The organism is Shewanella hafniensis (assembly GCF_019655335.1).
Classification (GTDB): Bacteria; Pseudomonadota; Gammaproteobacteria; order Enterobacterales; family Shewanellaceae; genus Shewanella; species Shewanella hafniensis.
Genome location: NZ_BPFD01000104.1, coordinates 1 through 13343 on the forward strand (window position 1 = coordinate 1; position 13343 = coordinate 13343).

13 protein-coding genes are annotated in these 13343 nt (G+C 46.6%); 9 read left to right on the forward strand and 4 right to left on the reverse strand.

Translation table 11 applies throughout. From position 1 onward, the window contains the following. Positions 1 to 14: 14 nt before the first annotated feature. Positions 15 to 1877: a methyl-accepting chemotaxis protein gene (locus K5Q99_RS19905; RefSeq protein ID WP_220777906.1), complete on the forward strand. Its 1863-nt coding sequence runs from the start codon at positions 15 to 17 to the stop codon at positions 1875 to 1877. Positions 1878 to 2061: 184 nt separating this feature from the next. On the opposite strand, the gene K5Q99_RS19910 is transcribed toward K5Q99_RS19905, so the two are convergent. The 3 genes from K5Q99_RS19910 to lolB all read right to left on the reverse strand — a co-directional run bounded on the left by K5Q99_RS19910 (position 2062) and on the right by lolB (position 4622). After that, positions 2062 to 3009, reverse strand: coding sequence for a ribose-phosphate pyrophosphokinase (locus tag K5Q99_RS19910; protein ID WP_006080255.1), 948 nt, complete (start codon positions 3007 to 3009; stop codon positions 2062 to 2064). 112 nt (positions 3010 to 3121) lie between these two features. Then, positions 3122 to 3976, reverse strand: coding sequence for a 4-(cytidine 5'-diphospho)-2-C-methyl-D-erythritol kinase (gene ispE / locus K5Q99_RS19915; protein ID WP_220777903.1), 855 nt, complete (start codon positions 3974 to 3976; stop codon positions 3122 to 3124). 1 nt (position 3977) lies between these two features. After that, entirely contained in the window at positions 3978 to 4622 is a 645-nt protein-coding gene (gene lolB, locus K5Q99_RS19920) for a lipoprotein insertase outer membrane protein LolB (RefSeq protein ID WP_106651577.1), read from the reverse strand. Positions 4623 to 4875: 253 nt separating this feature from the next. Between lolB and hemA the strand changes: the two genes are divergently transcribed. From hemA to prmC, 3 genes are read left to right on the forward strand one after another with little or no spacing between them, the layout of a single operon-like run. Next, entirely contained in the window at positions 4876 to 6126 is a 1251-nt protein-coding gene (gene hemA / locus K5Q99_RS19925) for a glutamyl-tRNA reductase (protein WP_012090153.1), read from the forward strand. A gap of 14 nt (positions 6127 to 6140) precedes the next feature. Further along, a complete protein-coding gene (prfA, locus tag K5Q99_RS19930) occupies positions 6141 to 7232 on the forward strand; it encodes a peptide chain release factor 1 (RefSeq protein ID WP_012090152.1) in 1092 nt (363 codons plus the stop codon). 2 nt (positions 7233 to 7234) lie between these two features. Then, positions 7235 to 8083 (forward strand): peptide chain release factor N(5)-glutamine methyltransferase, encoded by an 849-nt coding sequence (prmC, locus tag K5Q99_RS19935; RefSeq protein ID WP_107403806.1) that lies wholly within the window; start codon positions 7235 to 7237, stop codon positions 8081 to 8083. 134 nt (positions 8084 to 8217) lie between these two features. Here prmC and K5Q99_RS19940 read toward each other — a convergent pair whose 3' ends face one another. Further along, the gene (locus tag K5Q99_RS19940) at positions 8218 to 8631 is read right to left on the reverse strand and encodes a GNAT family N-acetyltransferase (RefSeq protein WP_220777904.1); all 414 of its coding nucleotides are present in this window, start codon (positions 8629 to 8631) and stop codon (positions 8218 to 8220) included. Between the two features lie 119 nt (positions 8632 to 8750). Here K5Q99_RS19940 and K5Q99_RS19945 point away from each other — a divergent pair, with 119 nt between their 5' ends. From K5Q99_RS19945 to K5Q99_RS19965, 5 genes are all read left to right on the forward strand, one after another. Further along, positions 8751 to 9146, forward strand: coding sequence for a SirB2 family protein (locus K5Q99_RS19945; protein ID WP_006080263.1), 396 nt, complete (start codon positions 8751 to 8753; stop codon positions 9144 to 9146). After that, the gene (locus K5Q99_RS19950; protein ID WP_006080264.1) at positions 9146 to 9934 is read left to right on the forward strand and encodes a SirB1 family protein; all 789 of its coding nucleotides are present in this window, start codon (positions 9146 to 9148) and stop codon (positions 9932 to 9934) included. Before K5Q99_RS19945 ends, K5Q99_RS19950 begins: the two co-directional genes overlap by 1 nt. A 153-nt stretch (positions 9935 to 10087) precedes the next feature. Continuing rightward, a complete protein-coding gene (locus K5Q99_RS19955) occupies positions 10088 to 11335 on the forward strand; it encodes a DUF819 family protein (protein ID WP_006084074.1) in 1248 nt (415 codons plus the stop codon). A 64-nt stretch (positions 11336 to 11399) separates the two neighbouring features. After that, on the forward strand, positions 11400 to 12248 hold the full coding sequence (kdsA, locus tag K5Q99_RS19960) for a 3-deoxy-8-phosphooctulonate synthase (RefSeq protein ID WP_071938555.1): 849 nt from the start codon (positions 11400 to 11402) through the stop codon (positions 12246 to 12248). A gap of 194 nt (positions 12249 to 12442) precedes the next feature. Further along, entirely contained in the window at positions 12443 to 13315 is an 873-nt protein-coding gene (locus K5Q99_RS19965; RefSeq protein ID WP_220777905.1) for a DMT family transporter, read from the forward strand. Positions 13316 to 13343 lie beyond the last annotated feature (28 nt).

Sequence of the window (13343 nt, forward strand, 5' to 3'; positions counted from 1 at the left end):
TTCGGGGACTTTCTATGCTAATCCGCTCAAAGTTGTTACTCAGTGCTGCAGTGTCTATTTCGGCACTAATTGCCATGTTTGGATTACAACTCTATTCAAATTCGGTGAAATCGGAACTTTCTAACGCGGCTCAAAGTGTGCTTGATTTAGAGCGCGACGTCTTAATTTTGCGTAAAAATGAAAAGGACTTTTTCGCTCGCAAGGATTTGAAATATGTCGAGCTGCATAAGCAAAGCCACATGGCAATCGACAGTATTGTCCCTGAGTTAGAGAAAGTCTTTAAAGAATATGGGGTGTCGACTGCCTCACTTGAAAGTTTTGACCGTAATTTAAATCAGTATCAAGCCGCTTTTTCTGAAGTGGTGCAGCTACAACAAGAGATTGGCTTAACACCTAAAACAGGTTTGTACGGTACATTACGAGCTGCGGTGCATAACGTTGAAACGCTACTCAAGGAATTTGATCAGCCCGCACTCGAAGCCGCAATGCTGCAACTTAGGCGTAACGAAAAGGATTTTATGCTGCGTCGTGAGCTAAGTTATGTCGAAACCTTCGATACTAATATTGGTAAGTTTAATGACAAGCTTCGTGCCTCGAGTATCGATATTGATACTCAACGAAAAATTGAAGAGCTTATTACCCAATATCAAAAGGATTTCAAAAGCTTAATTAATAAAGAACAGCAGCTTGGTTTGACCGAAAATGACGGTACTATGGCGCGAGTTTTAGCTGCAAACCAGCAAACTGAGAGCAGTACGAGTGACTTGAAAAATTTGGCTCTTAAGGCTATTGATGATGCTGAGAGTAGTAGCGTTAATGTCGGTATTACTGTGTTTATCTTTATTGCGTTACTACTATCAATCATTACCTACTTGATTATCCGCAGTATTATCGCGCCGGTTGAGCGTATCACGCAGATCATTTCTCGCATCGAGGTGAGTAAAGATCTGACATTGAGGTGCGATGCCTCCACCCAAGATGAACTCGGTGAAATTGCGCAGCATTTCAATAGTATGGTGACTAGCTTCCAGCAATTGATTGAACAAGTGATAGAGTCGGTCGCGACGATTAACACTTCCTGTAAGCGCGTATCTGAAAATGCCATGCTTGCCTCTGAAGGCGTGGGCCAACAGCTCAATGAGACCGATATGGTTGCAACGGCGATAACAGAAATGGGCGCAACCATTGACGAAATTGCTAAAACTACTGAGTTAGCGGCGTTGAAAGCGGGTAAGACGCATGATAATGCGCAAAGCGGTCAATTAGAAGTTGAGCAAACTATCCATAAAATTCAGTCGCTTGCTGAGCAGCTCAATAGCTCTGCTGCGGTCATCGGTGAATTGGAGCGTGACAGTGAGACTATTGGTAGTGTGTTAGATGTGATCCGCGGCATTGCTGAGCAAACTAACCTTTTAGCCTTGAATGCCGCGATTGAAGCGGCACGTGCAGGTGAACAGGGCCGTGGTTTTGCAGTGGTTGCCGATGAAGTGCGTAACTTAGCGATGCGGACACAATCGTCAACCCAAGAGATTGCGAACATTATTCAGACCTTACAGACGCGGACTCGCTCGATTGTGCAATTGATGGAATCGAGCCAAAAACAAGGTGTTGAGAGTGCGGAGCAAGCGGCAAGTGCTGGTGCCTTACTTAAGCTTATCAATACAGATGTGCGTAACATTATGGATATGAGTACTCAAATTGCTGCGGCGATTGAAGAGCAAAGCATGGTGGCGGCCGAAGTGAATAAGAACGTGGTAGTGATCCGCGATATCGCCGAGGAATCCTCCCATGCGGCAGATGCGAATGCGTCGGCATCGGATGAGCTGAAAGCGCAGGCTGAATTTTTATTCCGTGCGGTCAGTAATTTTAAAATCTAATATTTAAAAGCCAATGCTAATCTGATGAGCAAAAGCTAGCTTAGAAAATACACTAACAAAAACGCACTCCGAGGAGTGCGTTTTTATGTCTGAGTGATTAGCTCTGCAAGCTTAGTTATTCGTTAAAACAGCACACTGTGCATAGGAACCACTCAGATTAGTCAGAACGTTCAGTAACAGACTATTAGTGACGGAACATGGCAGAGATAGACTCTTCGTTGCTTACGCGACGAATTGCCTCAGCCAGTACCGCAGACATAGTTAACTGAGTCACTTTAGCCACTTTCAACATTTCTGGGCTTAAAGGAACTGTGTCAGTCACAATCACTTCATCAATCACTGAGTTAGCGATATTTTCAGCCGCTTTGCCAGAGAATACTGGGTGAGTTGCGTAAGCAAATACGCGGTTCGCACCATGTTCTTTTAAGGCTTCAGCCGCTTTACACAGAGTGCCGCCTGTGTCGATCATATCGTCAACGATAATGCAGTCACGACCTTGAACATCACCAATGATGTGCATAACCTGCGCAACGTTCGCTTGTGGGCGACGTTTATCAATGATCGCTAAATCAGAATCATCGAGCAGTTTTGCTACTGCGCGAGCGCGAACAACACCACCGATGTCTGGAGAAACAACCACTGGATTATCTAAGTTCTTCGCTAACATATCTTCTAGCAGCACAGGGCTACCAAATACGTTATCAACAGGAACATCGAAGAAACCTTGGATTTGCTCAGCGTGCAGGTCACAGGTCAGAACGCGGTCAACACCCACGCTAGACAGGAAATCGGCAACCACTTTTGCAGTAATAGGTACACGGGCGCTACGAACGCGACGGTCTTGACGAGCATAACCAAAGTAAGGAATAACGGCTGTGATACGGCCAGCTGATGCACGGCGCAGCGCGTCAACCATCACGATGAGTTCCATCAGGTTGTCGTTTGTCGGCGCGCAAGTGGATTGGATGATGAACACATCGGCTCCACGTACATTTTCGTTAATTTGGACACTGATTTCACCATCGCTGAAACGACCAACCACTGCGTCTCCGAGTTTGCAAAATAGACGATCGGCTATCTTTTTAGCGAGACTGGGGGTGGCGTTCCCAGCAAAGAGCTTGATGTCGGGCACTGTATGAACCTCAGGCGTTTGCTTTATATTTTAGTGGCTAGAGTAACGACGATGTAGGGACGGGAGGAACCCGAGGCGTTATCGTTAAGTGGTTACTCTAGAAGAAAGTAGTTTAAGGGTGATTGAGTCGCGTGATGAGCGGCGAAATATTCATCCCTTGTGCAACAAATCCTTGCATTTCAGACGGTAATTTCGCCAAGGCTGCGAGAGCTTGTTGCTGTTGTGTGAATTCCCCGAACACGCATGCGCCTGTTCCTGTCATTCTCGACGGCGCATATTCTAGCAGCCAGCCTAATGCCTTGGCAACTTGAGGGTATTTAGAAACGACGAGTTTTTGGCAATCATTTGCCCAAGGTTGGCTCATTAAAGTATCTATGGCCAGTTTCGGGGTATCACGCGGTAAAAGTGGATCTTGGAATACTTCGGCGGTGGAAACATGCGCATCGGGAGCTATGACTAAGTACCAAGGCTCACTCGGATTTACCGCTTGTAAGCGTTCACCCACACCTTCGGCAAAAGCGGCGAAACCATGAATAAAAACAGGAATATCGGCACCCAATTTAAGGCCGATTATTGCCAATTCTTCGGTTGATAATTGGGTGTGCCATAACGTGTTCAATGCCACTAATGTGGTGGCAGCATCTGACGAGCCGCCACCTAAACCGCCGCCCATGGGTAGCCGTTTATCTAGCCAGATCTCAGCGCCGCCTTTAAAGCCTGTGGTTTGCTGTAATGATTTTGCGGCTCGCAGAATTAAGTTATCGCTGTCAGCGACAACGCCCGACATATTGGAGTGCAAAATCAGTTCAGGGGTTTCAGTGACCTTAAAATCGAGCATGTCGCAGCAATCGATAAACTGAAACAAGGTTTGCAGTTCGTGGTAACCGTCGGCGCGGCGGCCATTAATGTGTAAAAACAAGTTGAGCTTGGCTGGCGCAGGCCAATTGCGGGAAATTGCAGTGGGCATCTTAAGGTTGTTCTCCGACTAAGATCGCGGGCTTGCCAAGAGCTTGCCATTGATTCAGCTGTAGTTTGAGTTGTAAATCGCCACGTTCAAGCTTTAATTGATGGGGCACACTGGCGCCGCTTTGGGATTGCCAACTTAAAAATGCGACCTGCCAAGGTGGCGGGGTTTGAGTATTGGTGAGCTGTTTAGGTTTACCTTGGCTATCGCGTTCGACGATCTCATCGTTGGGGCCAATTTGGCCTGTGATCCACAAAGGTAAATCGGCCAAGGGGATGGACCAACCGCTGACGCGCTCGAGTAAACGCTGGGCGTTATCGTCGCGAAAGTCTTTGCCATCGATATGCAAATGGGCCGAGTTCGGGGTTGAGTTAAGCGTCAACACAGTTGTACCCAGCATAGTGGTGAGTGTCAGCTCATCGCGATCTTCACTGTGGCGCCAGTAGATATTCGCGCTGAGCTTATCGTCAGGGGTTTTTATTGCTAGTTTTCCCTGTAATTCCCAAGCGCTTGCTTGGCGCGCATCGGTGACTGTGATTGGGCTTAGGTCAGTCATCGGCGGCAAGGTTTCACACCCCGCCAGCAAAAGTAGGGCGCTTAAGGTAAAACAAGAGAAAATGGTTTTTGTGAGGCGCTTCAAATTATTCATCTATGACTGATATACCAAAGTCCTTATGATACGAGGGCTTGGAAAGAATACCAATGCCAAACGTAAAATTTCCATCGGCGGTCACTTAGATTTGCTCCCTTGGGACAAATTTTGCCTTACCTATTATTGATAGAAAATTTAGGTAAGAAGTTAGACCTTTATTCGGTTTTGTTAAGCGTATTCTGTTTTTAGTTGGGCCAATTCAGTAGAATGCCCTTATTAAGAGAGTCGCCAAGAATCTAGAAAGAGTCAGATGAGCCTTGTAGCAATCGGTATTAACCATAAAACAGCCACGGTAGACCTGCGTGAGAAAGTTGCCTTCTCTCCGGACAAAATTCATGACGCTATGAAGAGTCTGGCCAGTCGTACACGCTCAGGTGAAGCCGTTATTGTCTCGACCTGTAATCGCACTGAGTTGTATTGCAACAACGGCGATGAGGCCGACATTATTGCGTGGCTTGAAGAATATCACGGCCTTGATCATAAGGACGTCGCCCCTTGTCTCTATAATTATCATGGTCAAGATGCCGTCAGGCATTTGATGCGTGTGGCTTCTGGGCTCGATTCGTTGATCTTGGGTGAGCCGCAAATTCTCGGTCAAGTTAAGCAAGCGTTTGTTAAGGCCAAAGAGGCTGGAACGGTTGCGCTAACCATAGATAGACTCTTTCAGAATACTTTTTCAGTTGCCAAGAAAGTTCGCACCGACACTGAAATTGGTGCCGCCGCAGTGTCAGTGGCATTTGCGGCTGTTAGCATGGCGAAACATATTTTCTCGTCGATATCGACCACAAAAGTGCTGTTGATTGGTGCGGGTGAAACCATAGAGCTGGTTGCGAAGCATCTTAAAGACAACGGCGTGGCTTCAATGGTGGTGGCAAACCGGACGTTAGAACGTGCTCAAGGCATGTGCGAGGAGTTTGGTGCAACAGCAATTACACTGGCACAGATACCAGATTATCTCCCAAAAGCCGATATCGTGATATCCTCTACCGCCAGCCCTCTGCCTATCTTAGGTAAAGGCATGGTCGAAAAAGCGCTAAAGCAGCGTCGCCATCAACCTATGTTATTGGTTGATATAGCAGTTCCCCGGGATATTGAGCCGGAAGTCGCCGATTTGGATGACGCGTTTCTGTATACAGTGGACGACCTGCATAGCATTATTGAACAGAATATGGCTTCTCGAAAAGAAGCCGCCGAGCAAGCTGAAGTAATTACTGAAGAACAATCTTTCTTATTTATGGATTGGATCCGTTCTTTAGAGTCGGTCGACAGTATTCGCGAGTATCGCAGCCAGAGCATGGCGGTAAAAGATGAGTTAGTAGAACGTGCCCTGAATAAACTAGCTCAGGGCTCAGATACTGAGCAGGTATTGATTGAACTAGCCAATCGCCTGACTAACAAACTTATCCACGCACCGACACAGGCCCTCACGGCAGCGAGTCGTCAGGGCGATTTGAATACTCTCGGTCAGTTAAGATCAGCGCTTGGATTAGATAAACACTAAGGTTAGCGAGTTAAATGAAGGAATCCGTTATCCGCAAGCTGGAAGGCTTGCTCGAGCGCAATGAAGAAGTCATGGCTTTGCTGGGTGATGCTAGCGTCATTTCTGATCAAGACAGGTTTCGTGCGTTATCGAAAGAATATGCCCAGTTAGAAGACGTTGTTGCTGGCTTTAAAGCCTATCAGCAAGCGCAGGCTGATCTCGATTCTGCCAAAGAAATGCTGGAAGAAGACGATGCTGAAATGCGCGAAATGGCGCAGGAAGAGATGAAAGCCGCTAAGGCCAAACTCGAGCATCTTGAAGATGAACTGCAAATTCTTTTACTGCCAAAAGATCCCGACGACGATAAAAACGCCTTCGTTGAGATCCGCGCAGGTGCAGGCGGTGATGAAGCCGCGATTTTCGCGGGCGATTTGTTCCGTATGTACAGCCGTTATGCCGAAGCAAATCGCTGGCAGATCGAAATCATGAGCTGTAACGAAGGCGAACATGGTGGCTTTAAAGAAGTGATCATGAAGGTGAGCGGTGAAGGCGTATACGGCAAACTTAAGTTTGAATCCGGCGGTCACCGCGTACAACGTGTGCCAGAAACCGAATCCCAAGGTCGTGTGCATACTTCTGCGGTGACTGTGGTTGTACTGCATGAAGTGCCTGAAGCGGAAGCGATTTCAATCAATCCTGCCGATCTGAAAGTTGATACTTTCCGTTCATCGGGTGCGGGTGGTCAGCACGTTAACAAAACTGATTCTGCCATTCGTATTACCCACATTCCAACAGGGATAGTGGTGGAATGCCAAGATCAACGTTCGCAACACAAGAACCGTGCCCAAGCCATGAGTGTTCTGGCCGCACGTATTCAAGCTGTTGAAGACGAAAAACGCCGTAGCGCCGAAGAATCGACCCGTCGTAGTCTGGTTGCCAGTGGTGATCGCTCCGAACGTGTACGTACTTACAACTTCCCGCAAGGCCGCGTGAGCGAACACCGCATCAACTTGACTTTATATCGCTTGAACGAAGTGATGGAAGGCGATCTCGATGCTATTTTATTGCCTCTGATGCAAGAGCATCAAGCTGACCAGTTAGCCGCACTGGCTGACGAGCAGGGGTAGTTTTGTCAGATCAATCTAGCATAGCCGAAGCCCTGCAATGGGCTTATGTGCAGTTAGCATCAACCTCTGAATCCGCTCATCTGGATGCAGAGGTTTTGTTGTTATATTGCCTCAATAAAAGCCGCAGCTATTTGTATACTTGGCCTGAAAAATCCCTGACGGTTGAGCAGTGGAAACGTTTCCAGCAAATGGTACAGAAACGTCAAAAGGGCGTGCCTGTGGCACATATTGTTGGTGAGCGTGAATTTTGGTCGCTGCCTTTTATCGTTAACGACACGACTTTGATCCCGCGTCCTGACACGGAAATTCTGGTTGAAACCGCTTTGAACCTGCCGCTTTCAACCTATGCCAAAGTGCTCGACTTAGGTACTGGCACTGGGGCTATTGCGTTGGCGTTAGCGTCTGAGCGTGAGTCATGGCAAATCACCGCGGTCGATAAAGTCGATGATGCCGTGGCTTTGGCTATCGCGAACCGTGAGAATTTAAAGCTGCCGCAGGTCGACATTCTTCAAAGCGATTGGTTTAGCGCGGTAAAGTCGCGTGACTTTGATTTAATCGTCTCAAACCCACCTTATATTGATGAAGCAGACGAACATTTGCACCAAGGTGATGTGCGTTTCGAGCCCCAAAGCGCGTTAACCGCCGCCGAGGAAGGCTTTGCCGATCTTTACTATATTGCCAACACTGCCCGAGATTACTTAAAGCCTAACGGCTATATTCTGCTGGAACATGGTTTTGAACAGGCGGTAAAACTCAGGGCTAAACTTATTGAACTGGGCTATGAGAATGTCGCCACAGTGCGAGACTTTGGCAGCAATGACAGATGCACTATGGGTAAATGGGCAGAATAACGCGTTGCTTTAAGTGAAGGTATTTACCCTGTTATACCGATTTATCGAACGCCATTGGTTATTGCCAATGGCGTTTTTGTTTTCTAAAGAGTCAGTTTAAGCAGATGTAAGGTTAAAATCGCCAACCTCAAACATCACAACACTTTTACCATAAAGAATTTACTGCCGGTTTCTGGGTAGGCTTGTTGTATCCACTGTACGCGATAGCCGTGGCGTTCATAGAAGGGCTTAGCTTGAAAATCTAAGGTATCGAGCAGGGCAAATTGGCAGCCGCGCGCTTTTGCTTGGCTTTCTGCTTCTAATAGCAAGCGCGTGCCGATTTTTTGGTGTCTTAGGGTACCATCGACCCACAGATACTCAATTAACAACCAATTGCCGAAGGTTTTGCCGCTTATTCCCGCTAACAGTTTACCTTCGGTATCTTGTAATTTGAGTCCGAGATTTTTACGGCTAAGCCCCTGCCATTGGACTTGGTTGAACTCGACAATTTTTTGTTTTACAGCATCGGCGAACTCGGTTGATTCATCGTTAATTAAGCTTAAATTCATCGTTACTTCTCGTTTGATTTTTTATGATGTTAGCTCTGAATATCTAGGCTGATAGGCATTGGTATGCCGTCACGGATTAGGGTAAACTAGCGCCTTTGTCACTGACCATAAGTATCGTAATGGAAACTTTTTACAGTCTATATCCTGCGGTTAAGCATCTGCATTTTACCTTTATCGCGTTGAGCGTGTTGCTGCTTACCGTGCGCTTTGTTCTGCATCTGCGCCAATCGGCTTTGATGGAGAAGAAACTGCTCAAGATAGCGCCCCATGTTATCGACACTTTCTTATTGCTGTCGGGTTTAACCCTGTGTTTTATGATCCAACAATTTCCTTTTGTGGATCCTTGGATGACCGAAAAAATCGGTGCTGTAGTTGCTTACATTGTCCTAGGTGCGATTGCCATAAAGGCAAACAGAAACAAGTTGTTCAAAGTATTTGCTTACTTAGGCGCGATAGGCTGGTTGGTTTATGCTGCTAAATTGGCTCATTTTAAACAAGCGGTATTATTGGGTTAATGGGTAACTACACTCTGCAAGATGGCATTTCATTGCCCGAGTCGGCATTGGATGTAGGTGCGCACCTTGGATTTTCTAAGCTTGAAGCCGCTAAATGGGCTTGGTTTGAAATGGCGGGAGCCGTCTTAAGTCATTACTTGGTTGACCAACAACAGCGTTTTAATGCGCTGTTGCATTGGTTTTACGAGGATTTAGGCTTTTGTGTCCGCGATAACTACTTTAGTACTGAGGCGGCGGATTTAGGCACTTGCTTGATTAGCCGCCAAGGGAATAGCACTACGCTGGCAACTGTCTTGATGTTACTGGCGAAGCAGTTAGATCTTGAGCTTGAACCGATATTGCTACCTGGTAATACTGTGCTGCGTTGCAAGATTGCTGGTGAAGTGAGTTATCTGGATCCTTTGACAGGCAAGGAGCTCAGCCGTCACCAGTTGCATGTGTTAGTGCGCGGCGAGTTAGGCAATGCGGCCGAGCTTAAGGCGAGTTACTTAAAGCCAGCAACGGTGAAAAAACTGCTGACGCGCATGCTGCATGAGCTAAAAGCCGGTTGTATAGTGTCGCATCAATTTGAGGCGGCGATGGAATGTTGCAGCTTGCTATTGCAATGGCATAGCGATGATGTGCACCTCAATCGTGAGCGAGCCTTTATCGCCCAGCAGCTAGGTTGTATTAATGTGGCGGCTGCTGATTTGCAGCACTTTGTCGATAACAGCCCCCACGATCCCGTGATAGAAATCGTGAAGATGCAGCTCAAAGAATTAAATGAGCACGCCGAGATTTACCATTAAAGCAGAGCCTTTCGGGGCTCTTCTTATTTATCAACTGTTCAATCCAATCAGCAAAATAATAATACTGGGCAGATGGAAGTTTGACCCAGGGACTTAAAGGTTAAGTCTCTAATAAAAATAAAATAATAACTGTATTAACAGGGAGAAATTAGCATGACAAGCACGGCCTTAGTGACGAACGATGCCACGGCGTTAGGGATACTCGCGACAATTCTAGGTTTTGTATTTTATACCAGCAGCAGTAGTCATCCTTTTTGGCAGAAGTTTTATCGTTTTATTCCCGCCCTTTTGTTGTGCTATTTCTTGCCATCATTATTGAATACCTTTGGGGTGATCGACGGTAATACCTCACAACTATATTTTGTGGCGTCACGTTATTTACTGCCAGCTTGTTTAGTCTTGTTGATTTTAAGTGTTGATTTAAAAGCGATTTTAAGTTTAGGGCCAAAAGCCTTAATCATGTTTTTAACCGGCACTGTCGGCATTGTCATCGGTGGCCCGATTGCTTTGCTGTTAGTGTCTGTTATCGAGCCTTCTTTAATCGGGGTAGATGGTCCCGATGCAGTATGGCGCGGTATGACGACTTTAGCTGGAAGCTGGATTGGTGGCGGCGCAAACCAAGCGGCGATGAAAGAAATCTATGTAGTCGGTGGCAATATTTTCTCTGTGATGGTGACAGTCGATGTGATTGTCGCCAATATCTGGATGGCTGTGTTGCTATTTATGGCCTCAAAGGCGAAAGAAATCGATGCCAGAACGGGTGCTGATACCTCAGCAATTGAAGCGTTAAAAGAAAAAGTTGAAAAGTATCACGCTGAAAATGCACGCATTCCTAATCTGCGCGATCTTATGCTGATTGTCGCCGTTGGCTTTGGGATCACTGGTATCGCCCACATGGCCGCCGATTTCCTTGGGCCATTTTTTGAAGCGAACTACCCTTGGACCGAAGATTACAGCTTAACCTCTAAGTTTTTCTGGTTAGTGGTGATAGTCACAACTATTGGTTTGGCGATGTCCTTCAGCCCAGTACGCCATTTAGAGGCGGCGGGGGCATCGAAAGTGGCGTCGGCCTTCCTTTACATCTTAGTGGCGACGATTGGTCTGCATATGGATGTGAGTAAAGTGCTCGACACACCTTTGTACTTTTTAATCGGTATTGTGTGGATGATAGTGCATGCTGGCTTTATGTTATTGGTGGCTAAGTTGATAAAAGCGCCGCTGTTTTACATGGCCGTGGGTAGTCAAGCAAATGTCGGCGGTGCGGCATCTGCCCCTGTTGTTGCTGCGGCATTTCACCCCGCTTTAGCGCCTGTTGGTGTGTTGTTAGCCGTATTTGGTTATGCGTTAGGGACTTACATGGCGTGGCTCTGTGGTCAACTTTTACAGCTAGTTGCAGCATAGCGGCCTTAGCCCTATATTCAGTTCATCGCTGGGAAAGGTTCCAGCATTTTAGAGAGAAGTTGCGATGAGTAATAAAATCATAAACCTAGGTTCAATCGAGATTGCTAACGATAAACCTTTCGTGTTGTTTGGTGGCATGAATGTGCTTGAGTCTCGCGATCTCGCTATGTCGATTGCTGAAACCTACGCCGAAGTGACCCAAAAACTGGGTATTCCTTATGTGTTTAAGGCGTCCTTTGATAAGGCGAATCGCTCTTCAATCAACTCTTACCGTGGCCCAGGTATGGAAGAAGGTTTGAAGATTTTTGAAGAAATCAAAAAGACCTTTAACTTACCTTTGATCACTGACGTGCATGAAGTGCACCAGTGTGCACCTGTTGCTGAAGTGGTTGATATCATTCAGTTGCCAGCATTCTTGGCCCGTCAGACAGATCTGGTTGTCGCTATGGCAAAAACCGGCGCTATCATTAACGTGAAAAAGCCACAGTTTTTAGCGCCGCACGAAATGCGCCACATCATCACTAAGTTTAACGAAGCGGGTAATGACGAGATCATCCTGTGTGAACGTGGTTCAAGCTTCGGCTATAACAACTTAGTCGTTGATATGTTGGGCATGGATGAGATGAAACAATCTGGCTACCCAGTGATTTTCGATGCGACCCATGCGCTGCAACGTCCAGGTGGCCGTGCCGATTCTGCGGGCGGGCGTCGTGCTCAAGCGACCGAGTTAGCGCGCAGCGGTATGGCGCTAGGTTTAGCGGGTCTATTCATTGAAGCGCATCCCGATCCTGATAACGCTAAGTGCGACGGCCCATGTGCGCTGCCTTTGCATCAGTTAGAAAATTATCTGAAGCAGATGAAAGCAATCGATGATTTGGTTAAGTCTTTCGATCCCATCGATACCAGCAAGTAATCGCAAGCTAAGACTAAATGAATTAGTGACTTAGTGATTAAATCTCAAAGCCCCGACTCGTTCGGGGCTTTGTTTTTCAGCAGAAACAATTAGACTGCCATCACCCCATGGCTATCTGAAACATGAATGTTTTATGATGAGGCTTGCCTAACCCTCGTCTTTATTGCCGACCTCATTCTTTACGGAATACCTACATGTGGATCTTATTAACTTTGCTGGCGGCATTTATGCAGGCTTGGCGTAATGCGTTTCAAAGCCAACTGAGTAAAGAGGTGAGTGTTGCGGGCGTGACCTTAGCGCGTTTTATTTGGGCAGGGCCTATTGCCGCCGTGTATCTAGCAGGTTTATATCTTTGGCAGGATGTCGGTATCCCCGATTTTAGCGGCCGTTTTATCGGTTTTATTTTAGGTGCATCGGCGATGCAAATCCTAGCAACAGGTTTGATGGTAAAACTGTTCAAGCAACAGAACTTTGCCATTGGGGCAGGGCTAGCAAAGAGCGAAGCTGTCGTTGCGGCGATATTAGGGACAGTGTTTTTTGGGACGCATTTATCGCCATTAGGTTGGTCAGGTGTATTGCTAGGTGGTGTGGCAATTTTTTTGATGAGTGCCAAACAAGGCCTTCGAAGTCTGTCGCTCAATACGGTATTGATTGGTTTAGCCTGTGGTACTTCGTTTGCGCTAACATCGCTTTGGGTGCGGGAGGCAAGTTTATGTTTGAATATCGGCTTCCCCCATAGCGCCGCTTGGGTGCTGTTATTCGTGATTAGTCTACAGACCTTAGTGTTAGTCAGTTATCTGTTAATTAAGGATAAACCAACACTGACAGCGTTATGGCAGCGTCCCAAGCTAACTTTACTCACCAGTACCGCCAGTTGTTTAGGTTCTATCGGCTGGTTTAGTGCTATGTCGCTACAGGCTGTGCCTTATGTGAAGACTTTGGGTCAAGTTGAAGTCTTCTTTATGATCTTGATTGCCACTTTTTGGTTGAAGGAAAAAGTGAAGATAAAAGATATGCTAGGGTTAGTCTTGATCGCTATGGCCGCAATTTTAGTGATGTGGGAATAGTTTAAAACTCCTTGATGTCATTCTGATT

Excerpts from the sequence above, each read along its gene's own strand:
- K5Q99_RS19905 (WP_220777906.1), top strand. The coding sequence starts at position 15 with ATGCTAATCCGCTCAAAGTTGTTACTCAGTGCTGCAGTGTCTATTTCG.
- ispE (WP_220777903.1), bottom strand. The coding sequence starts at position 3,976 with ATGCCCACTGCAATTTCCCGCAATTGGCCTGCGCCAGCCAAGCTCAAC.
- lolB (WP_106651577.1), bottom strand. The coding sequence starts at position 4,622 with ATGAATAATTTGAAGCGCCTCACAAAAACCATTTTCTCTTGTTTTACC.
- hemA (WP_012090153.1), top strand. The coding sequence starts at position 4,876 with ATGAGCCTTGTAGCAATCGGTATTAACCATAAAACAGCCACGGTAGAC.
- prfA (WP_012090152.1), top strand. The coding sequence starts at position 6,141 with ATGAAGGAATCCGTTATCCGCAAGCTGGAAGGCTTGCTCGAGCGCAAT.
- K5Q99_RS19940 (WP_220777904.1), bottom strand. The coding sequence starts at position 8,631 with ATGAATTTAAGCTTAATTAACGATGAATCAACCGAGTTCGCCGATGCT.
- K5Q99_RS19945 (WP_006080263.1), top strand. The coding sequence starts at position 8,751 with ATGGAAACTTTTTACAGTCTATATCCTGCGGTTAAGCATCTGCATTTT.
- K5Q99_RS19950 (WP_006080264.1), top strand. The coding sequence starts at position 9,146 with ATGGGTAACTACACTCTGCAAGATGGCATTTCATTGCCCGAGTCGGCA.
- K5Q99_RS19955 (WP_006084074.1), top strand. The coding sequence starts at position 10,088 with ATGACAAGCACGGCCTTAGTGACGAACGATGCCACGGCGTTAGGGATA.
- kdsA (WP_071938555.1), top strand. The coding sequence starts at position 11,400 with ATGAGTAATAAAATCATAAACCTAGGTTCAATCGAGATTGCTAACGAT.
- K5Q99_RS19965 (WP_220777905.1), top strand. The coding sequence starts at position 12,443 with ATGTGGATCTTATTAACTTTGCTGGCGGCATTTATGCAGGCTTGGCGT.